Annotated in this window: 21 protein-coding genes and 1 pseudogene; 7 read left to right on the top strand and 15 right to left on the bottom strand. The window is 38.8% G+C overall.

Translation table 11 applies throughout. The annotated features are described in order from the left end of the window. Positions 1-54: 54 nt before the first annotated feature. The 3 genes from CXF74_RS14455 to CXF74_RS14445 form a co-directional block, all read right to left on the bottom strand. Positions 55-2,457, bottom strand: a complete 2,403-nt coding sequence (locus CXF74_RS14455) for a hypothetical protein (RefSeq protein ID WP_101083241.1) — start codon at positions 2,455-2,457, stop codon at positions 55-57. Between the two features lie 130 nt (positions 2,458-2,587). After that, positions 2,588-3,199, bottom strand: coding sequence for an SPOR domain-containing protein (locus CXF74_RS14450; protein ID WP_101083240.1), 612 nt, complete (start codon positions 3,197-3,199; stop codon positions 2,588-2,590). Between the two features lie 195 nt (positions 3,200-3,394). Then, the gene (locus tag CXF74_RS14445; RefSeq protein ID WP_157822415.1) at positions 3,395-3,571 is read right to left on the bottom strand and encodes a hypothetical protein; all 177 of its coding nucleotides are present in this window, start codon (positions 3,569-3,571) and stop codon (positions 3,395-3,397) included. Between the two features lie 187 nt (positions 3,572-3,758). Here CXF74_RS14445 and CXF74_RS14440 point away from each other — a divergent pair, with 187 nt between their 5' ends. Continuing rightward, positions 3,759-4,631: an MYG1 family protein gene (locus tag CXF74_RS14440; RefSeq protein ID WP_101083238.1), complete on the top strand. Its 873-nt coding sequence runs from the start codon at positions 3,759-3,761 to the stop codon at positions 4,629-4,631. Positions 4,632-4,746: 115 nt separating this feature from the next. Beyond that, entirely contained in the window at positions 4,747-4,995 is a 249-nt protein-coding gene (locus CXF74_RS14435) for a DUF3297 family protein (RefSeq protein ID WP_101083237.1), read from the top strand. Positions 4,996-5,153: 158 nt separating this feature from the next. Here CXF74_RS14435 and CXF74_RS14430 read toward each other — a convergent pair whose 3' ends face one another. From CXF74_RS14430 to CXF74_RS14415, 4 genes are all read right to left on the bottom strand, one after another. After that, positions 5,154-6,638 (bottom strand): sensor histidine kinase, encoded by a 1,485-nt coding sequence (locus tag CXF74_RS14430; RefSeq protein ID WP_101083236.1) that lies wholly within the window; start codon positions 6,636-6,638, stop codon positions 5,154-5,156. A 102-nt stretch (positions 6,639-6,740) separates the two neighbouring features. After that, positions 6,741-7,430: a response regulator transcription factor gene (locus tag CXF74_RS14425; protein ID WP_101083235.1), complete on the bottom strand. Its 690-nt coding sequence runs from the start codon at positions 7,428-7,430 to the stop codon at positions 6,741-6,743. Positions 7,431-7,486: 56 nt separating this feature from the next. Next, entirely contained in the window at positions 7,487-8,182 is a 696-nt protein-coding gene (locus CXF74_RS14420) for a spondin domain-containing protein (protein WP_101083234.1), read from the bottom strand. Positions 8,183-8,193: 11 nt separating this feature from the next. Next, positions 8,194-8,895, bottom strand: coding sequence for a spondin domain-containing protein (locus tag CXF74_RS14415; RefSeq protein WP_101083233.1), 702 nt, complete (start codon positions 8,893-8,895; stop codon positions 8,194-8,196). Between the two features lie 330 nt (positions 8,896-9,225). On the opposite strand from CXF74_RS14415, the gene CXF74_RS14410 reads away from it, so the two are divergent. Both CXF74_RS14410 and CXF74_RS14405 read left to right on the top strand, forming a co-directional pair. Beyond that, complete coding sequence (locus CXF74_RS14410) at positions 9,226-9,777, top strand: RBBP9/YdeN family alpha/beta hydrolase (protein ID WP_101083232.1); 552 nt, start codon at positions 9,226-9,228, stop codon at positions 9,775-9,777. A 171-nt stretch (positions 9,778-9,948) separates the two neighbouring features. Then, on the top strand, positions 9,949-10,455 hold the full coding sequence (locus tag CXF74_RS14405; protein WP_101083231.1) for a hypothetical protein: 507 nt from the start codon (positions 9,949-9,951) through the stop codon (positions 10,453-10,455). Between the two features lie 134 nt (positions 10,456-10,589). Here the strand turns inward: CXF74_RS14405 and CXF74_RS14400 are convergent, their stop codons facing one another. The 4 genes from CXF74_RS14400 to CXF74_RS14385 all read right to left on the bottom strand — a co-directional run bounded on the left by CXF74_RS14400 (position 10,590) and on the right by CXF74_RS14385 (position 13,837). Next, positions 10,590-11,411, bottom strand: coding sequence for a MetQ/NlpA family lipoprotein (locus CXF74_RS14400; RefSeq protein WP_101083230.1), 822 nt, complete (start codon positions 11,409-11,411; stop codon positions 10,590-10,592). Between the two features lie 64 nt (positions 11,412-11,475). Further along, complete coding sequence (locus tag CXF74_RS14395; protein WP_101083229.1) at positions 11,476-12,162, bottom strand: methionine ABC transporter permease; 687 nt, start codon at positions 12,160-12,162, stop codon at positions 11,476-11,478. Beyond that, the gene (metN, locus tag CXF74_RS14390) at positions 12,152-13,186 is read right to left on the bottom strand and encodes a methionine ABC transporter ATP-binding protein MetN (protein ID WP_101083228.1); all 1,035 of its coding nucleotides are present in this window, start codon (positions 13,184-13,186) and stop codon (positions 12,152-12,154) included. The genes CXF74_RS14395 and metN overlap by 11 nt, the downstream gene beginning before the upstream one ends. A gap of 399 nt (positions 13,187-13,585) precedes the next feature. Beyond that, on the bottom strand, positions 13,586-13,837 hold the full coding sequence (locus tag CXF74_RS14385; RefSeq protein ID WP_101083227.1) for a hypothetical protein: 252 nt from the start codon (positions 13,835-13,837) through the stop codon (positions 13,586-13,588). A 325-nt stretch (positions 13,838-14,162) separates the two neighbouring features. Here CXF74_RS14385 and CXF74_RS14380 point away from each other — a divergent pair, with 325 nt between their 5' ends. Next, positions 14,163-14,354, top strand: a complete 192-nt coding sequence (locus tag CXF74_RS14380) for a (2Fe-2S)-binding protein (protein ID WP_101083226.1) — start codon at positions 14,163-14,165, stop codon at positions 14,352-14,354. Between the two features lie 74 nt (positions 14,355-14,428). Here CXF74_RS14380 and bfr (CXF74_RS14375) read toward each other — a convergent pair whose 3' ends face one another. Then, the gene (bfr, locus tag CXF74_RS14375; protein ID WP_101083225.1) at positions 14,429-14,893 is read right to left on the bottom strand and encodes a bacterioferritin; all 465 of its coding nucleotides are present in this window, start codon (positions 14,891-14,893) and stop codon (positions 14,429-14,431) included. An 18-nt stretch (positions 14,894-14,911) separates the two neighbouring features. Continuing rightward, a complete protein-coding gene (bfr, locus tag CXF74_RS14370) occupies positions 14,912-15,400 on the bottom strand; it encodes a bacterioferritin (protein WP_101083224.1) in 489 nt (162 codons plus the stop codon). Between the two features lie 529 nt (positions 15,401-15,929). Here bfr (CXF74_RS14370) and CXF74_RS22590 point away from each other — a divergent pair. Beyond that, positions 15,930-16,325, top strand: a pseudogene (locus tag CXF74_RS22590) (ChbG/HpnK family deacetylase). Between the two features lie 486 nt (positions 16,326-16,811). On the opposite strand, the gene CXF74_RS14355 reads toward CXF74_RS22590, so the two are convergent. Beyond that, positions 16,812-17,924: an ABC transporter substrate-binding protein gene (locus tag CXF74_RS14355; RefSeq protein ID WP_101083221.1), complete on the bottom strand. Its 1,113-nt coding sequence runs from the start codon at positions 17,922-17,924 to the stop codon at positions 16,812-16,814. 673 nt (positions 17,925-18,597) lie between these two features. On the opposite strand from CXF74_RS14355, the gene CXF74_RS14350 reads away from it, so the two are divergent. Further along, positions 18,598-19,110 (top strand): hypothetical protein, encoded by a 513-nt coding sequence (locus CXF74_RS14350; RefSeq protein ID WP_101083220.1) that lies wholly within the window; start codon positions 18,598-18,600, stop codon positions 19,108-19,110. On the opposite strand, the gene CXF74_RS14345 is transcribed toward CXF74_RS14350, so the two are convergent. Continuing rightward, positions 19,099-19,779: a hypothetical protein gene (locus CXF74_RS14345; protein ID WP_101083219.1), complete on the bottom strand. Its 681-nt coding sequence runs from the start codon at positions 19,777-19,779 to the stop codon at positions 19,099-19,101. The two genes, CXF74_RS14350 and CXF74_RS14345, sit on opposite strands and share 12 nt — an antisense overlap. Positions 19,780-19,820 lie beyond the last annotated feature (41 nt).

Raw genomic sequence — 19,820 nt, 5'->3', positions numbered from 1 at the left:
GATTTTATCTAATAAGCAGCGGGCAGGGCGATGAACCTTACTCATCGCTTCAGGTTAAGGCAACTGAAAGTAATTGGCTTGGCAATCAATCGCTTGAGCACTTAGTGAACGACAGGCTTGTTGCGCTTGTGTTTTATTGTCGAAATAAGCTGCGTTGAGGTTAAAGGTTTTTTTATGTGGGTCAAAGGTATAAAACATTTTCTGACGTAGTGCATTATTATAGGTTTTTATCATGCCATACCAATAGGATTTCATTGCTTTTTTAGTGTCGAAAGCGCCTATTTCTAAGAAGTAACCACGCGTAAAAGGGGCTTTTCCGCTGGCGATATCGAGCGCATTAATCACCTGTTTGTCAAAATCATCTTCTTTGTAAGAGGCGGTTGTTGGTCGCTGATAATCTCGCCCAATAGCGCTGCTGTTTTGTGCGTTATTGCCATACGGGTAAGCATTACCTGTTGTAATGTTATTCTGTGCTTTGATTTTAGGCGAATAACCACTGCCTGTCACATTGTTATTTTTTGTTTTGTTAGTATGCGCATAATAACGGTCTGTTTTGGGATCATAGCCAAAAGTAAATTTTGCCGTCAAACCCGCGGACCAAATGTCATCACTATTATAAAATATCGAACTATTAAGGCTTAATATTTCGTATTGCCAGTTAAAACCGACGCGAATTCGATATTTAGCATCGATTGGGTAATAACCGAGATCTAATTCAGATTGTAAATTGGGCTGAAGAGGATAGGAAAATTCACCTCTAAGATGGGTTGTTTTATTATCTGGCTGCACTTCATAACCGGTTTGCAGGCGAGTATATAAGTGTCCGAAGCTGTGTTGCAGGCGCAAAAGTCCGGTTAAATTACGTCGTTTATCTCTGCCTTCTTCATCGTATTCTAACCAAGATAATTGATGGCTCAAAAGGCTTTGACCACTGTAAAAATACAGTTGATTGCTTAAAAATTCCGTTTTTAAATTGTTCTCATATTGCCTTTTAGCCCAATCATTTTGATAGTTAATGGACAAGTTACTGCGTTGTAATAAGTTACCCTGCATGATCAGTGCTAAGGATTCTAGTGTTTGCAGGTTGTCTGGAATCGGTTCGATAGTAGAGCTTGTCATTTGTTGTCGGGTGCTTTTTACTTGTGGCCCTGTACTTAGCTGTGCTGCGCTATTCGCCTGTACCGGGTTAATCCAGAAATCTTTATTATGTTTTTGATAACTTAGATTAAAAGCGTGTTTGCCCATTTTACTGCGTGCTTTCACTAATACTTTTTGTTCGCTCTGATCGTTCTGCGAGAAGTCTGCTGACATCAATAACCCGGGCAGTGCATGAGCACTAAGGCCTAAACTATATAACTGTTTATCATCATCTTGATCGGCAATTAAATACTCAAGGCTACCATGCGCTGATATCCACGGTGTTATGCCTTGGCTGTAGTTTAATGTTGATAACCAGCCAAGCTGATTGTCTGGTTTTTCTGTTGCGTCACTAAACAGTTTGTTTTCTAAATCTACAATAGAAAACGCATAACGTTCTTGTTTTGCATTTAGGGCGTTTTTGTTCACATAGACTTGTTTTTCTTGTGTTTTTACTTGTCCCTGTGGCCCATAAAGAATCAATTTAAACTGATTGCTACCGAATAATAACTCGACATCTTTAAAATCATAACGACCATTATCTAGGCTTAGCTGACGTTCAATGAGAATGCCATTACGGTATAGTTCTACTTCCCAGCCCGGTTGGATATTGTCGCTAAAGGTAATGCTACGGGTGTCAATTAATTCTTTACTGCTTTGATTGGAAAAACTTAATCCCTTACCCATCTCTTGAGTCTTACCGGCTGTTGTTTTAGCGGGTGTAATATCGCCGACTTGATATTGACGAATATTGAAAAAATTGGACGAGCCCGTTTTTATATTGTCTTGAGAAAAGGTTAAACGGGAGCCGTTTAAGTCTGCGCTGTCATTACGACTGATAAACAACTGAGTGTCTACCACACCGAGTTTATGATCCGCAAGAATTGAGAATCCGGCGTGTCCACCTTCTTTATTGTTTAAGCCGTAGAACTGTAAATCAGCAATTGGGGCACCCAGATCTTGGTAAATGGAGCCTTTCCAAGGGGAAATTGCCTCATCTAATTGTTTACCTAATAACAATTGGCTTTTTGTCGACGGGACTTTAGTAAAATCAAACCATTGCTCTAGTGTTTTATCTTCTGGATCGCGATTATTGTTACTCGCAGAAGGCGTCTTAGAATATTTATTAATATTCTTCTGTTTAGGTGAAGGAGGGACAATGTAATGGTTTATATCAGCAATGGCCTGCAGTGTGCTTTGTAACGCTTTATTATTAAGAAAAGAGTCTAAAAGTTGGTTTTCTGCGTGTGCAGGCATGCCTTGTAATAACAAATAGCTCGCTAGTAAGTAACGTTTTTTTTCTTTTGTTAAGTTAGGCATAAAACTTAATATTTGCGATGATCATCGCGCTAAATACACTGTTCATTACTATTTAATTCCCTCGCGTCTGCTCACTTGTCTCCGTTTATCAATCGCTATTATGTATTGATAAACGGAGACAAAGGATGATTTACAGTGCACTGCCTGAGTAGGGTGCCAGTAAACAACTCACTTTTTCTTGTGTTAATTGACGACAAACCTGTTGTGCCTGTGATTTGCTGCTGAACTGGCCAACTTTAAGGCGGTAATATGTTTTCCCATTGACTTCTACTTGCTGAGAATAAGCGGGTAAGTCCTGTAAAAGAGCGGGCTGTTGCGCTTTAAGCTCAGACCAGGTTTTATTGACGTTATACATATTATTTAATGAAGCAAGTTGTAACATATATTTAGGCTGTGCTTGAGAGGCACTACGCGTTTCGTTTGCGTTGCTTTTACTCACTGCAGGCGCTTTTTCTGCTTCTTTAGTGATTGTATTAAGCTGTTGAATGAGTAAATTTAACTCTTCTTCAATGGCCACTAGACGGTGTACATTTGCTTCTGATTTTTTCCACTCGCTAACCTGTGCCATCAGTTTTTCATTGCTTGCTAGCAATTTACCCTGTGTTTCTTTTATTTCTACCAGTTCTTCTTGCTGGTTGTTAATGCGTTTCATTTCTGGTGAAACAGGGGCTTTAGGCAATGTACAAGCTGTTAAAGAAAGTGCTAAAAGCACATTGATGATTAGATAGTGTTTTGAATTCATTATGGCAACTTAAAGTAAGGTGTACGATATTTTTATTGTAAAGTAATAATCAAGGTTATTCCATATTAGTTGGCGTTTAAATGAACAAATAAATGCCTTGGTTTTACCTTTGATTTATCCTCTGTTATTAGAGTATTACTCACTATTTTTAATTTTAGGGGTCGTATTATTACCCTTTTCTGGATTTTTTAGATGCTACTTTTGTAAAGGTTTTCTTTTAACCAGCAACCCTAGTTTGTTAGTGTAATAGATATTAAGCAGGGTAATCATTAAATTGTTTTTTAACATTAAAGCTTGTGACAAAGCGCCAATAAAACCGAAAATAGCAAGAGTATGAAGCATGTAATATAGTATTGCACCTGTTGCTAACACCACAAATCCTGCAAGGCTGAAGTCTCGCCTCACAAACAACGCCTCTGTGCATTAAAAATGCACCGTCATAAAAATCCGCTGTTGTTGTTTGCTAGCTTAATATAGAATCCTCTCTGCAATTTTTAGTCAATAAATACGCCTTAAAACTGCTTCACCTTCTTATTTCTTCCTAAAATGATAAAAACTGATGAATGATAAAACGATAGTAACCCACAATGGTAATTTTCATGCTGATGATGTTTTCAGTATCGCCGCACTTAAGTGCATTTTCCCGTCTTTTAACCTTATTCGTACTCGCGATTTAGAGATTATTAGCCAGGCAGATATTGTGCTTGATGTTGGCGGCGAATATGACCCGGAGACGGGTCGTTTTGATCATCATCAACGTGGTGGTGCAGGAGAGCGTGAAGATGGTACGCCTTATTCATCATTTGGTTTGATTTGGAAAAAATATGGCTTAGCAATCTGCGAAGATAATCAAGATGTCGCAAATTCTGTTGATTCAGGTTTAGTGTCTACCATTGATGCGATTGATTGTGGTTATGTTAAAGGCGTGTCTACTGGTATCAGCCTTAGCCAAACTATTTCAATGTTTAACCCGACTTGGCAAGAAGACAGTGATTTTGATGCTTGTTTTGATCAAGCCGTTGATTTTGCATCACGTGTTTTAGCGCGTTTCATCGCCTCTGCCAGTGGCGGTATTAGTGCAAAAGCAATTGTGGCTAAAGCGATTGAAGATGCACAAGACCCAAGAGTGATTGTATTAGAAAAATACACTCCGTGGAAAAGAACAGTACACGCGTTATCAGAAGCTGCTTTATTTGTTGTTTACCCGTCTCACTCAGGCGAATGGAGAATTCAAACTGTTCCTGCAGAGCTTGGCTCATTTGAAGATAGAAAATCGTTACCAACTAGCTGGGCAGGGTTAAAAGGTCAACCACTTCAAGAAGTAACAGGCCTTGATGACGCAATGTTTTGTCATAATGGTTTGTTTATCGCGGGTGCAGAGTCTTTTGAAAGCACCATGAAAATGGCCGAAATGGCCCTTATCGATGCGTAAATAAGCAAGGTTTGTAACACTTGATGTTTTTAGAAACCTCGAGTGTTTTTCCTATTGCTTATCGTTTACCAATTGCTGATAATAGCGCTCTTTTTATTTACTACAGGCCACCAATATGAATGACACTACATCGTTACCCGCTTTACCGGATCGCTTCTCTGCTAACCCACGCAGCCCACACCATGAAGCTAGTGTTTACGAAAATGATATTGGTATTCGTCTTAACGGCAAAGAACGTTTCGACGTTGAAGAATACTGCATCAGTGAAGGTTGGGTAAAAGTACCAGCACACAAAGCATTAGATCGTCGCGGAAACCCGCTTATGATGACTAAAAAAGGCACTGTTGAAGCGTTTTATCGTTAAAAGCTAAGACGTATATTAAATACTGCTTTAAAAAAAGGCCTAAAGAAATTTAGGCCTTTTTTGTTATATGCGACTAAGAAAAAATATTAATTGTTGTTTCACCTACAAAGCGAACCATTCTTGTTAAAAGAAAGGTAACGATGATTTACCGTCACCATCTAGTTAAATTGTGCTTTATCAAGTTCAAATTTGAATTGACTGCCGATACCTGGTTGGCTAGAAACCGTAATCATACTGTGGTGCATTTCGAGTAAATATTTGACGATAGACAAGCCTAGGCCGGCATTAGTTAAGCTTCCTTGACTATTTGTTGCGCGATATTTTGGCTCAAAAATAGCCTCCAATTCATTCTGTTGGATGCCTTTGCCATTATCAACGATACTCATCTCCACTTTATTTTTGTGATCGTTAATTTCAACTTTTACTGTGCCGTTTACTTGGGTATGGCGTATGGCATTGTCGATTAAGTTGACCAAAACCCGCTCTAACTTACTGATATCCGCGTAGGCAATGATGCCACTTGTGCTATCTACCTCAACGCTTAATTGAACACACTGTTTTTCTGCTTGATAACGCAGGCGTTGCATGACGTCATAGGCCAATTCCACGACATTCACGGGCTCGGGAAAAAATTGAATATCGCCACTTTCTAACCTCGCTAATTCAAAAAGTTGATCTACTAATTGATTGATCTGTTGACCATTTTTATGGGCTAATTGAATTAGCTCTGGCCTATGTGACTTTTCATGACTAATCAACCAGGTTTCAAGATAACCATTAAGTGCGGTTAATGGCGTTCTAAAATCGTGTGAGATGTGTGATAGCAGTTCTCTTCGTAATTGCTCAGTGGTTTTTATCTGGCTTAGCTGTTGCTTAATATGTTCGGCCGCAAAAATAAAACTAGATTCTAAATGCTCTATCTCTGTGCTGTTAAATTTTGCGTAATGTTGGTTAGTATCATGGCGTGCGTTCAGCTCTGTAAAATCATTATTTACATATGCTAAGCTGCGCTGACTGAGTTTTTTAAGCGGTCTGGTAATCACGGTAATGGCTAATAACATGGCTATAAAAGCAAATATAAGCACCGCGCTTAAAATCAATGCGCTGTCTTTTAGTGCTTTGCTATCGGATAATAATGCCATCGTCGAATCGCGTTTTTGCCCACCAATAATGACATATAAATAACCCTGTATTTGTGCTGTATTGGCATCAATAATCGGGCTGACTGAAAATATTTTTTGTGTTTGGGGGCTGCGCGGGTCATCGCCATAGAGCGGTAATGGTTGGCCGTTTAAATATTGTTTGATCGGTGCTAAATTTACTTTATCCCGTTTCACCTCTCCTTCTAATGCAGAATAGGCGAGCACTTTGCCATTAACATCTAACGCATAAAGCTCCCATTCTGGGCCTAATAACATTTTTGTATGAAACGCGCCCTTTAAATTGCTTGGTTGAATAATGCCCTGATTTAATTTGTTATCGTCATGCACAATATGCGTCGCTAAATCACGATGTAACATCTGCTCTACTTCATTGGCAAACTGCTCGCTACTGTAAAAATACCATTGAAATAAAGCCACTGTCGCAACAAAGAATAATGCGCTAATACAGAGTGTTAATTGACTGGCGAGTGAGCGGAACATGGTTTACCTCGATGATTCAAATTAGCTTTAAAAGCTAATGTGCTTGAGCGAATTGTGAGAGAGTGTTTTCTCTTAAAGTGAATTTTTTGGCTGATTTTAAAACTAATGAGAGAACTTATAACCAACGCCCCACACTGTTTTTAGCCAAAAAGGATTAGCAGGGTCTGCTTCTAGTTTTGAGCGTAATCGATTCACCGTTGAGTTAACCGTATGCGCAGAACCCTCGTGTTTATATCCCCAAATGTTTTCCAGTAATTGTTCACGGCTAAACACTCTTTGCGGTTGCATGGCTAAAAAACATAACAGCTCAAACTCTTTAGCGGTGCTGTCGAGGACGTTATCTGCCAGTGTTATTTGGTATAAATTGGGATCTATGGTTAATTCGCCAAAGGTTAAAATTTGTTTGTTATCATCTAATTGAGTGTTGTTTTTGTTGCGTCGTAAGTGTGCTTTTACGCGGGCTTGTAACTCTAAAACTGAAAAAGGTTTGGTTAAATAATCATCGGCGCCATTCTCTAGGCCTTTAACAACATCTAACTCTGATGATTTGGCTGTCAACATAATAATGGCCACGTCAGGTTGTAATTGGCGTAATCGTTTACACAATTTTAGGCCATCAGTGCCGGGTAACATAATATCGAATATGGCTAAATCAACCGATTTATTGAGTTGTTTATAGGCTTCACTTCCATCATGAAATACCGTTACCTGATAATTCAGCATCGATAAGTTAATGGAGATGATATTTGCGATATCTTGATTATCTTCGACCAGTAATATTTTTTTTGTCATTAGCTTAGCGAGCTCTTATCCATTTCGTATTAGATAAGAACTGCTAACCGACAATTTTATTGCATACGTTTAATAATTAATTTGGCTGCAGGGTTATCAAATTTATGTTCGGTCAGTAGTACTGAGCTTGATAACTCATGTGATGTTAATACACCAGCATGCGCATAGACTCGGTCTACGTCACCGGCGCGGCTTGCATTAAATGCTTCGCCTCCAGATCCTGGTAACGCCACTTCATCGTTCATTTCAGTGCCAGCATCATAAACCACTAACATTTTCTGATAACTCTCACCAAGTGCTATTGCGCTCAAATCCATATCGGTGAAACCAGTAAAACCATCATTAGTATTAATCAGCATGGTGGCCAAGCTCACGTTAAGTGTGTCAGTCGAGGCTAATTCAAGCGTCCAGGTTTGCATATCGCCGGGCATCATGGGCGCATTACTTACTTGGCTGCTTGTTATGCCACTTAATGCAATCAGTTGGCTACTATCACCACTTTCAGCTAAGGCTTCTAAGGCAATACTTGCCGTTTTTCCGGCTTGCCATAGTTTCATGCCCTGCGTATGTGTGGTTAATGCAGGAGGTGAAAATATCTGCCCTTGGGTGATATTCATTAAGGTCACTTCATAAACATGAGAGGGCGCGGTAACGACATGATCTTCATTATCGTTACCGCCACAAGCTGATAAAGCAGCGGTTAAGGCGAACAAGCTTAAATATCTGTATTTTTGACGTTTAATTTTAATCATGAATATTCCCCTTACTTAACAGTAACAACCAATTTAGCGACTGGGTTTAACCATCTATGCACGGTGCTGTTTAGATCAGAAATCCCGCCATTCGCATCGGTATCACCTACATTACCAGGGTGTATATGTACTTTGTCATTGGCTTCATTCGAACTTGCGCCTGTTGCCCCAGTACCTGCATTGCCACTAGGGTCGGCTGGAATACCTGGTGTGCCGGGCATTCCACCACCATTAATAATTTCATCATTGATTTCAGTACCAGCATCATAAGCGTTAAGCATAATGGTATAAGTGCCTGCTTCAGTAGGGATTTTCCAGCTATCTAACCCCACAAAACCATCGTTAGTTGGCAGCATCATCGCAGTTAACGATAAATACATGTTTTCGCCAGTATCGAGAGTACCCATTGAGGTCAAACCCGCTAAACTAGGGGCTGAAGTTAAATCTAAATTAACGCCAGAAGAGGCTGTAATGGCTGTTTTTAAATCTGAGGTATTGCCTCCTTCTGCCATTTTCTGCAAAGCGACCGTTGCGCTTTCACCTAAATGAAATAATGACGTTTGTTGATCATGTGCTGCAACCAATATCGGTGTGAAGGCAATAGAGTGGGTTAAATTGATTAGTTCAATATCAAGGTTTGCGGCATTGACATTAGCGCTTGCTAATAGCGTTGAGATTATTGATAGTGATGTTAACGTTTGTTTGAATTTCATAACTGTCTCCTTGTTTAAGTAAGATCAGTCTAAGTAACAATTATCCCACAATGATAGGCAAGTTATCACAAGAGTATCCCGAGGTTTTTAGGCAAAGATACAGTGATTCGCTGGTTTTTCTTCTTGTTACAGGAGGCATTTTTAAGTGGCTAATGGAAGGGACTCAAGTAAATTGATACGCACTGAGCGGTTCTTTAACTGTCATGTTACCGTGACAGAATATTTGAGTTATATTAACGACACTGCTGACTATCATCACTTAATCACTTAATCATTTAACCACTAAACTATTTAACCACTAAACAAGTGCACAGAAGGATCATCAATTTTATGGCTATTACCATCGTAAATGTACCCGGGTATACCAATGCAGGGCCGGCACATTGGCAAACGTTATTAGAAGATAAGTTTGTTAATTTTCAACGTGTCATACAGCAAGATTGGTTAAGCCCTGAGCGTGAAAAATGGATTCAAGGAATTGAAGAAACACTGTCAAAAATAGAGGGCGAGATTATCCTAGTAGGTCATAGTTGTGGCGCTGTTGCGATTGCACAGTGGGCACTTGCTTGCGATAGCAGTAAAGTGAAAGGGGCGTTATTAGTGGCCCCTGCTGATATCGACAGTGAGAGTGCCATTGAACCTATTCATGTTCAACGCCCTTTACCTGAAGGCCGATTACCTTTTAAGACAAAGCTAATTTACAGTGATAATGACGAACATAGCAGTGCTCTGCGCAGTGAGAAAATAGGAAACGATTGGGGAAGTGAATTGATTTTGGTAAAAGGCGCATCACATTTTCACACTGAAGCAGGGTTTGGCCAGTGGCCCGAGGCAGAACAGTGGATTGCTCAATTAGCGGGTACAGACTTGTTACGTAAATAAACTTATTTATGAAGTTGGGCTGATTGATATTTGTAAGTTGTGGTTGTTATGCATTACCACGCAGAGCGTGGGAACGAGATTAAAACAAAAAATGAAGTGATATAAACTTAGCAAATTAAGACCTCACCGATTAAAATGGCTTAATAAACATAACTTAATTTAGGAAGTCACATGAACGAACAATTTAACGCGTTTTTAGAGCAAGCCGTCAATAACCAAGATAACCAAGATAACCTAGGTGAAGATGACCTTTTACAGCAGGGTTTTGATTTTATTAAACAGCAATTGGCTGATTACCTTCAACACCAAGGGTTAAGCGCACTGACTTTTACGCAGGCCGTTAAGCTTGCGAGAAAAAGTAACAATACTGAAACAGATCCACGTTTCTGGTCTGCGTTAGAAGCTTTCTATTTAGCCGTCGGTGATAGCATTGATAACCAGACACAAGCTAAACGTTGGTTGCGTTTTATTAATATTATTGAAAGCTTACAAGGTTATGCGGGTAGCCAACTGATCAATGATAAACAGATCCACTCAAAGCGTGTTAAACGTCTATTTTTAGCTTACACATTAACGTGGGAACACTTACGTTATATTGCGGGTAATGACGATGACTATGCACCAAGTGAGTTAATCATCAGTGCATTTACAGAAACGCCTGACCATAAGCACGGCTAATTAACCTCTGCTGAACTCTTTTTTGACTGCTCTGTTATTTATATTAAGTGGAAGAGGAAGGGATAGAAATGAAAAAAGGTATTAAGCAATGCTTAATACCTTTAATAAAAGAAGGGGAGAGTTAAAGTGAGTGCTTACCAGCCTTTAACGATACCGCCTTTAAAAATTTCAAATGCCGCATTGTAAACTTCATCTGATTGGTATGCTTTAACAAAGTTCTGTACGTTTTCTGATTGTACGTTATCAGTACGTGCAACAATGATGTTAACGTAAGGTGATTTTTTATCTTCAACAAACAAACCATCTTGCTCAGGCGAAAGGTTAATTGAACTTGCGTAAGTTGTATTGATAATCGCAAGGCTAACATCGTCTAATGCACGTGGTAGTTGAGCTGCTTCTAATTCAATGATTTTTAGGTTCTTCTCGCTGCTCACAATATCGAGTACTGTTGCTTCAAGGCCAACACCTTCTTTAAGCGTTAATAAACCCTGTGCTTGTAACAAAATCAAAGAACGACCCAGGTTAGTTGGATCACTTGGTACAGCGATTTGATCACCTTCTTTTAGTTCGTCTAATGATTTTATTTTGCTTGAGTAACCTGCAATTGGGTAAACTAAGGTATTGCCTGCAATTTCGAATTTGTAACCACGATCGTTAACTTGCTGATCTAAATATGGTTTATGTTGGAATGCGTTTGCATCGATAGAGCCTTCATCTAATGCTGCATTAGGGGTGATGTAATCAGAGAATGTCACCAATTTAACGTCTAAACCATATTTCTCTTTTGCTACTTTTACAGCAACTTCAGCAACTTGTGCTTCTGCGCCGGCAATAACGCCGATAGTCACAGTCGCGCTTTTAGCCGTGGGTGCTACTTTCTCTTCGCCACAACCAAATAGTGCAACTGTTGAAACTAAGCCTAAAATGGTTAAGACTTTTTTAATATTAAAGTTCATAAAATTTCCTTTTTAATTAAGAGTATTTGAGTAAATAAGTGTGTTGAGTAAGTGTGTTTAAAAATTAACGATGATCAACGCGTTTAACTAAGTGATCACCAACAGATTGAATAATTTGTACTAACAATACTAAGATAACCACAGTAATCATCATTACCGTGCCATCGAAACGTTGGTAACCATAACGAATACCAACATCACCTAAACCGCCACCACCAACTGTACCGGCCATTGCCGAGTAACCCACGAGTGTTACTAAAGTTATCGTCACTGCATTAATAATGCCTGGCAACGCTTCTGGTAATAGCACTTTCATAATAATTTGTAGCGGTTTCGCGCCCATCGCTTGTGCGGCTTCCACTAAGCCAGAGGGTACTTCTAATAACGCACCTTCAACTAAACGGGCAATAAACGGAATTGCGCCAATAGTAAGAGGCACAACAGCTGCAGCGGTGCCAATCGAGGTGCCAACAAGAAAACGTGTTACCGGAATAAGGGCAACCAGCAAAATAATGAAGGGTACTGAACGGCCCACATTCACCACGATGCCGAGGATTTTATTGAAAGCGACGTTTTCTAATAAACCATTTTTCTTACTCAGGTGTAATAACACGCCAAGGGGAATACCCAGTGCAAAACCGATAAAACCAGAGCTAAATACCATGGCTAAGGTTTGCCCTAAAGAATCCCATAATAGTTCGATTAATCGTGTGTTTTCAGACCACCAAAGGGTTAATGCATTAAGCGACATAACCAAGTACCTCTAATTCTACTTTATTATCTTTTAGATATTGAATGGCTTGCTCGGCCGCGTCATTGGGTCCTAAAAATTCTGCTAGCATGAGGCCAAATTTAACCCCACCAACATAATCCATATTTGAACTCAGAATGCTGATATCAATATTAAACTCGCGTGCAACGTGGCTAATCACAGGTGAGTCAACGGAAGCGCCCGTGAACTCTAAACGAATCAGCGGGAAGCTGTTTTCAATTTGTGTTGGTTGTAAGCGAGCTTGATAATCTTCAGGAATTGTCAGGTCGAGTGTTGAACGAATAAAGTCACGGGCTAATGCCGTTTTAGGATGGGCAAAAATATCACCTACTTTCCCGTTTTCAACCAGCTTACCGTCACCGATAATCGCGACTTCTTCACAAATGCCTTTTACCACTGCCATTTCATGGGTAATTAACAAAATGGTCAGGTTCAACTCTTTATTAATTTTACGTAATAGCGCTAAGATAGATTGTGTCGTGGCAGGGTCTAACGCACTGGTTGCTTCATCACACAATAATACTTTTGGGTCAGAGGCTAATGCACGTGCAATCGCGACACGTTGCTTTTGACCGCCACTTAAATTTGCAGGGTAGGTATCACGTTTGTCTGCTAAACCCACTAATGTTAATAATCCTTCCACTTTCGCTTTGATGTCTTTTTTGCTTAATCCGGCCAATTCTAACGGCAAAGCAACATTGTGAAACACAGTACGTGAAGATAACAAATTAAAATGCTGGAAAATCATGCCTATTTTTCGGCGAGCTTGGGTTAAATCTTGTTTTGAAAGGGCGGTTAAATCGGTGCCATCAACAATCACTTGGCCACTTGTTGGTCGCTCTAATAAATTAACGCAGCGGATTAACGTACTTTTACCGGCACCCGATGAACCAATGACACCAAAAATACTGCCTTCAGCAATGCTGAGGTTAATCTCTGAAAGTGCATGGATCGCTTTGTCACCTTGATAAAAGACTTTGTTAACATTGTTTATTGTTATCATCGGATATCCTGAAATAATGTTGTTTAGGTTTTAATCAATACCCAATGATAATGACACTAACCTTTATTTGCATTTTGATGGTAAGCCATCTAGACGTCTAAATCAACAGTTGGCTATCACTAAAGAGCTATATCTTATTCATTATTACTCTCATTTTATTAGCGCTGTTTTGATTTTTTGATAAAGCCCGTAACGACTTGTTAAAAAAGGAGGCTTTTTTAACGGGGGTAAAGTGTTAATAAAGAGGGGACTGAACAATAAAATATGAGAGCTTATTATTTAAATTTTGCTATTAGGGCGGGTTTTAAACAAGGAGGATAAAGTGATGCAGGATATCTATTATTTAAACTGGGATTCAAATAATAAGGCATCACTCTTTTGTGATCATTAATACTGATATTAGTTAATGCAGCGACCTGGGCCGTTACGTACTCTATCTTGACCTGTTTGAAATACTTCTTCAGTGATCCAACGCGACAAGACTAACTGCTGTTTATCGTCTAATACGGCGACAAAACGGCGACCATCTTTATTGTTTGTTGCCATCGCGACACCTTCTACATTGGTTAAGCCTAATCCGCCATTTTCAACTGAAATTAAAAAGCGTTCTAACTCTTCTAGGGTACTGATGATATCTGCTTCGTTGTTCATATTTATATTCTCTTGTTGAACTAAATCAATCGTTTTATGGGTATAAATAGAATGTTACGGGGTTTATCTTTTTAAGGCAAACGAGCACTGCTAAGCGCCTCAAATAATAAGTTGAAGGATAAAGCGTATTTATAAATTAAGTGTTTGTTTATCATGCGGTTTATTATTTTTGACCATCAAAGTGACTAACCGGGGCAGTGAAAGTAACGATAAATAACCACACTCAGGTTTGATAGTGATTATCATTTCTGTTATTGTTTGTGCAACCGCTCCCTGCTAATTGCTAATAATAGCAATGAGAGATATTGAGATTAATAGGAAAGTTATGTTTGTATGTATCTGCCACGGTATTACAGAAGAAGACATTGAAACCGCAGTGGGCCAAGGCGTGAATTCTATGCAACAATTACGCGAGCAATTGAATGTAGCAAATCAATGTGGACGTTGTATGCAGTTTGCTAAAAGCACATTAGCGATGGCCTCTGAGCGTTATGATTTAGCCACGCAACTCACTTAAAAAAATAAAAATTCTGCATAACCAATTAGGATAGCTTTGCTATACAGAAGATTTACATGCTAAGTGAAACCAGATTACATTTTTTCTTGTAAATAGTTTTGTATACCTGCTTTTTCAATTAAATATTGTTGTGCTTCTATCCAATCAATTTGCTCTTCCTGCGCTTCTAAAATATCTTCCAATAAATCGCGACTCACATAGTCTTGTACATTCTCACAATGTGTTATCGCATTCACTAATACAGTGCGTGATTCCATTTCGAAATCGAGGTTTGCTTGTAACATCTCTTCACAGTGCTGGCCAATACGCAAGCGACCCAATAACTGAACATTAGGTAAACCTTCTAAAAATAAGACGCGTTCGATCAGCTCATCTGCATTTTTCATCACTTTAATCGAACGTTTATAATCCGCTTTGTTGAGTGCTTCAAATCCCCAGTTTTTATGCATTCTTGCATGTAAAAAATATTGGTTAATGGCAACTAACTCATTACCCAACACGGTATTTAGTTGCTTGATAACATCTTTATTGCTCTTCATGACCGACCCCTTTGCTGGTTAAGTTGCTGGATTACTCGCACCCATTTTTGATTGAATGTAGTTCTCTATACCAATTTTTCCGATCAAGCCAATTTGTTGCTCTAACCAATAAACATGATCTTCTTCGGTATCAAAGAGTAATTTTTCTAAAATTTCTCTGGATTGATAATCATGCTCTTGCTCACAGACGCTAATGACTTCACGTAATGCCACAACAACCTCCATTTCTAACACTAAATCGTTTTCCATCATCTCTTTGACGTCATTGCCAATAAGCAGATCACGACGTTTTACTAGATTTGGTTTTCCTTCCAAAAATAACATACGTTTAATTAAAAAATCGGCATGTTCTGTTTCTTCTTCGCGCTCATGTTCAAGACGCTCATAGAGCTCATTTAATCCCCAATCATCGTACATACGTGAATGAATAAAATATTGATCAATAGCGGCCAGTTCATTTGCTAATAAGTGATTGAAACTGTCGATAACCTTCTGATTGCCTTTCATGACTAACTCCCAATAGTATTAGAATCATTTTGAGAATAGGACTGATCGCTCAAAATGTCACCAGTGGTTAGGTGAAGATTAAGCTATCAAAGGGGCAAAGGGGGGCGCTCTGTAGTGGCGTAATACATTTAAATTTAATTTCCATGACTGATATGAAAAATTAGACCTATTAAATTAACAAGTTATTTGTATTGAGCAGGTATCGACATTGCTTTTACTGAACGAGGAAATTGTTAAAGAGGGCAATAATTAAAGACATTTTAAATGTAATTAATTCAAACTATTTAGTGAATAATAATAGTTATTATTCACTAAATAAGGTGCTTAAAAACGTGTTTTTTGACTGTTGGATAATAAAAAACACGGCTGTTTTTAATTTTGTTATTATCGTGACACATTAATTATGGGAAGCATTTCATGAATAAAAAATACCTACTTGTTACCAGTGATGATTTTGGTGTCACACACAGTGTTAACCAAGGCATATTGAAAGGTTTTACGCATTGCATCTTAAAAAAGCACTAACTTTATGGCAACCACTCCTTGGTTTCTAGAAGCGGTACGTTTAAGTAAAGAGCATCAGTTTGATATCGGTGTGCACCTCACATTAACCTGTGAATGGAGCAACATGTCTTATTCGCCGATAACAAATGCCCCGTCTTTGGTTGATGAATTAGGTTATTTTTTAAAAGACTAGCCTGAGTTGCTAACGCAGCTTGATATGGAAGAAGTTAGAGCTGAATATCGTGCTCAAATTGAGAGGGTGATTAAAGCGGGCATTATACCCACACATGTCGAAACTCACATGTTGCCACCGTTAACCTTCCCTAATGCAGAAAAATACCGTGAATTAACCGATGTCGTTGAAAGTGTGGCGGCGGAATATGGTCTTATTTACACTTATCGGCTAGGAATGGGGCATTAACGTATTTTGATGATGCTTTTGAAATTACTCAAAAAAGTTACCAACAAGTCACCGAGCGATTAAGCCAATATGAGGCTGGTATTTATCATATTATTTCTCACTGTGCGTTAGATGAAGCTTCACAGCGTGCGTTATCTGATCCCGCGGAAGGGGGTTATCGTTGGCCTGCTAAATGCCGTCAGGATGATCTGGATATGATCACCTCGCCACGTTTTAAAGATTTTTTAGTTGAGAATAATTTTGAATTGATAGATGTTAAAAAATTATTAGCGCTTCATTCTGATAGAAAGTAGGGCGAGTCACCTCTTTTTATAGGGTCTATATTGTTAATGCACAGTGTTCTTTAGCGTGTTAAAAATAAAGTCTCGCTGTCTTTTACTGTGAATAATGGCCACTGTGATTAAGCGTACAGCATTAATTCACCGGCCGTTACTCTTACTCTTACTCTTACTCTTGTTCTTATTCTTATTCTTATCGCTATCGTTATTATTGCGTTTTTCTTAGTTCGTCTAATACTGATGCGGATGAAAAATCATAGTGTTGTAATTGTGTATTAAGTGTTTTAGAACGTAATCTGAAATTGATGCTCTTCCAGTCATGTAATGTAAGGTGAGGCAATAAGAGATCGATGTCTGCACTCGAAATTAATGACATGGGAGATTGAAACTGGTAAAAAGATGACGCGTTTAATGGCAAGCCGTTAAAGTGATCATATAACATGATCACCGCCCATGCTGCGTCCATAAAATGGCCACCTACTGAAGTACTCATTTGATTTTTTTTAATGGCAACTAACCCTTCTCGAGACCAATCAACCCCCCCGGTTAAATAATCTTTACCTTGTATTAAGCCAAGCTCAGCTAAGGCTTTTTCAACACCGATTGTCATCATATCGCTGGCTGTCCAAAAAACGCTCGTTTCTGGGTAACGTTGTGCTAAATGAGCCGCTTTATACTGTGCGCTTTTTTGTAGCCAATAAGCGTAACTGATACGTATTAATTTACTGTTGCCGTCTTCTTCGATTGCTTTTTGTAAGCCAGCTAAACGTTGTTGTGCTGGCGTGTCTGCAATGGCGCCGTTAATCGCGATAATCTGTACAACGCCATTTTTATCGACTAAATTTTTATCTCTCGCTTGCTCAATTAAATGTTTACCTAATAAGCGTCCTGCCTGATGATCATTAGGCATCAGGCTTGCTAGCCAATATTTGTATTTTTGTTGCGGTTTACCAGCGAGTACGATGTCGTCATCTCTTAAATCGGCATTAAGTAACAGTAGGGGCATCTTTTGCTGTTCAGCTTCTTTGATCATTTGTAATGCGAGCTTACCCACGTTAGGGAAAATGACCGCATCGACATTGTTTTTTTGAGCTTTTTCTAGCAACTTAAACATGCCTACTTTGGACCCTTTAGTATGCCAAATGGAAAGTTTAATATTGAGTTGCAGGGCGGTTTGTTTAGCAAATTCCTCGGCGGGCTGCCAGAAAGCATCTTGTGTGTCTCGAGGTGAAAATAGCGCAAAATGCAGGGGATGAGCGCTAAGTGAAATCGCATTAAATAAATTTAAGAGTAAGAATAGTGTGATCAGAAAATGTTTCATTATCGCCCTTGCTTGTATGTTAAGTCAGTTTTTGACTCATAAAAATGTGCGTATTAAAGGGAAATGAAACGCGACATTTTATAAGTGAATTTATAAGTAAATCTATAAGTGAATCTAGTAAGTAAATACATAAGTAAAAAGATGAATAAAATGACTGATTTTTTTGCATGTGAAAAACGCGCGTTTATCAGAATTATTGTGTTTCTATTAAATAAACAAATCAATTTATTGTTCCAATAAAGAACGATTAATGTCGTTTACTTTTAAATGCTAATTTTATTGCGCTCAAACACGTTGCGCTAACTAAGTGTTTAGTGAAAAGCAACTCGACTGATTTAATTGTAAGGCTATGTTTTGAAATGACATTAACACAGCTTAAAGTGTTTTGTAAGGTAAAAAATTATCAGTTACAGCATCATTTGTTGGTCAATATTTGTAATAAACATACAGGTTATGCTGGTTAGTTTATTTTTTATATGATGATAGTGTGATTTTTGTTCTGAATTTAGCGGGGGGGAATCATTAAAAGTGAAATTCGTAGGGGATAAAAACAGCGCTGCGTTATTGACAGATTAACAGATAAAAAATGGCCTTAAACTTTGCTATTAATTAGCACTGAAATCATTATAATGCTCGCGCTTTACACCACATTTTAAACAAGGGTATTGATTGAATGGTTTTATCATGGGAAATAATATTATTTATCTACTTAGGCTTATATCTTAGTGAGGCTATTTTATGGCGCTTAGCCCCTAAGGCGAGTTTTTTATTAGGTATCAACTTACCGATAAAATCGGTGCCTTGCTCGACATTTAATGCAACCACTAGTGACATTAACCATATTGTCGCACAGTTGCCTCGGCATTTTTTAACGGTGCATGACATTGCTGACAACAAATGGCAGTTACGTGATGGGGCAACACCGAATGTGACCATTGAATCAGGATATCGTCGTTATAGTCCAGTATTAAGGGCGCTGTTAAAGCGCAACAAGAGTGCATTTAAATTAACGCTAGTCGTGCCTTGGTCTTTGCTTGTTGCGTTAGTCCTTTATTTTTATAAACTGGATTTTCCTGCGGTGCAGGCTTGGCCTATTTATGTTTGGATTGTTGTTCTATTGGTCGGTGGCATTTCATATACACAAATTAAAGCTTATATCAGTGCCGTTAATAATTTAGCGACCTGAAAATTGCATATAACGGTTAGTGGCTTTTGAGTTTGATGGGCTGTAGTTGAGATCATTGGCGACTGAAAGCAGCCCTGAAATTTGCTCTAGGGAATCGAGATCTTGCGTTGACCACTGTTTAGCTTGGTCACTTTTTAGATAATCTTTAAGCTCCATATCGATCATTTTTAGATTCGTCGCCGTTGTTTTACTGCTCATTGACCCTAAACCTTCGATGGCATTTTTTGTTTTATCTAATAGTGCGATTAAAGAATCATTACCTTCGCTATCAGACACGGTTGATTTAAAATCATCTAAAAAATTAATGACTTTAGCGGACGCCTCGGTGATTTCATTTGAACTGACTGCCTTTGAAGCGCCGAGTTTTTCCGCCTGCTGTTCTGTCAAGAAACCATCACTTTCTAATCGTTGCACATAACGTGGAATATCCGCGATGGATAAACCGCCGCCTGAGAAAAACTCAGATGCGATGCTTTGAATTTTAACGGCACGATTTGAAAAACTCACTGAATCTGACGTATCGGCTTTACTGTTTTGTTTTGCGGGTGCCGGCGTGCTCTCCGTTACCTGTTGACTCGCTTTTGCTTCTTGTGTATTTGCGCTGTTATTTAACACACTGACCGGTGTATTGGTTGGCGTGTTGATAGGTGTCGATAAAGATGAGTTCATTGTGAGTGTCCAGTTAAAATATCACTATTTAATAAGCAATA

It is taken from the genome of Psychromonas sp. Urea-02u-13 (genome assembly GCF_002835995.1).
Taxonomy (GTDB): Bacteria; Pseudomonadota; Gammaproteobacteria; order Enterobacterales; family Psychromonadaceae; genus Psychromonas.
Note: the sequence above shows the minus strand (reverse complement) of the source record. Positions and strands in the feature narration are given on the sequence as shown.

Coding starts and splice junctions, on each gene's coding strand:
- CXF74_RS14400 (WP_101083230.1), bottom strand. CDS start 11,411: ATGAACTTTAATATTAAAAAAGTCTTAACCATTTTAGGCTTAGTTTCA.
- CXF74_RS14345 (WP_101083219.1), bottom strand. CDS start 19,779: ATGAACTCATCTTTATCGACACCTATCAACACGCCAACCAATACACCG.
- CXF74_RS14430 (WP_101083236.1), bottom strand. CDS start 6,638: ATGTTCCGCTCACTCGCCAGTCAATTAACACTCTGTATTAGCGCATTA.
- CXF74_RS14410 (WP_101083232.1), top strand. CDS start 9,226: ATGGCTATTACCATCGTAAATGTACCCGGGTATACCAATGCAGGGCCG.
- CXF74_RS14385 (WP_101083227.1), bottom strand. CDS start 13,837: ATGAACAACGAAGCAGATATCATCAGTACCCTAGAAGAGTTAGAACGC.
- metN (WP_101083228.1), bottom strand. CDS start 13,186: ATGATAACAATAAACAATGTTAACAAAGTCTTTTATCAAGGTGACAAA.
- CXF74_RS14405 (WP_101083231.1), top strand. CDS start 9,949: ATGAACGAACAATTTAACGCGTTTTTAGAGCAAGCCGTCAATAACCAA.
- CXF74_RS14415 (WP_101083233.1), bottom strand. CDS start 8,895: ATGAAATTCAAACAAACGTTAACATCACTATCAATAATCTCAACGCTA.
- CXF74_RS14380 (WP_101083226.1), top strand. CDS start 14,163: ATGTTTGTATGTATCTGCCACGGTATTACAGAAGAAGACATTGAAACC.
- CXF74_RS14435 (WP_101083237.1), top strand. CDS start 4,747: ATGAATGACACTACATCGTTACCCGCTTTACCGGATCGCTTCTCTGCT.
- bfr (WP_101083225.1), bottom strand. CDS start 14,893: ATGAAGAGCAATAAAGATGTTATCAAGCAACTAAATACCGTGTTGGGT.
- CXF74_RS14395 (WP_101083229.1), bottom strand. CDS start 12,162: ATGTCGCTTAATGCATTAACCCTTTGGTGGTCTGAAAACACACGATTA.
- CXF74_RS14355 (WP_101083221.1), bottom strand. CDS start 17,924: ATGAAACATTTTCTGATCACACTATTCTTACTCTTAAATTTATTTAAT.
- CXF74_RS14420 (WP_101083234.1), bottom strand. CDS start 8,182: ATGATTAAAATTAAACGTCAAAAATACAGATATTTAAGCTTGTTCGCC.
- CXF74_RS14455 (WP_101083241.1), bottom strand. CDS start 2,457: ATGCCTAACTTAACAAAAGAAAAAAAACGTTACTTACTAGCGAGCTAT.
- CXF74_RS14350 (WP_101083220.1), top strand. CDS start 18,598: ATGGTTTTATCATGGGAAATAATATTATTTATCTACTTAGGCTTATAT.
- CXF74_RS14440 (WP_101083238.1), top strand. CDS start 3,759: ATGAATGATAAAACGATAGTAACCCACAATGGTAATTTTCATGCTGAT.
- bfr (WP_101083224.1), bottom strand. CDS start 15,400: ATGAAAGGCAATCAGAAGGTTATCGACAGTTTCAATCACTTATTAGCA.
- CXF74_RS14425 (WP_101083235.1), bottom strand. CDS start 7,430: ATGACAAAAAAAATATTACTGGTCGAAGATAATCAAGATATCGCAAAT.
- CXF74_RS14450 (WP_101083240.1), bottom strand. CDS start 3,199: ATGAATTCAAAACACTATCTAATCATCAATGTGCTTTTAGCACTTTCT.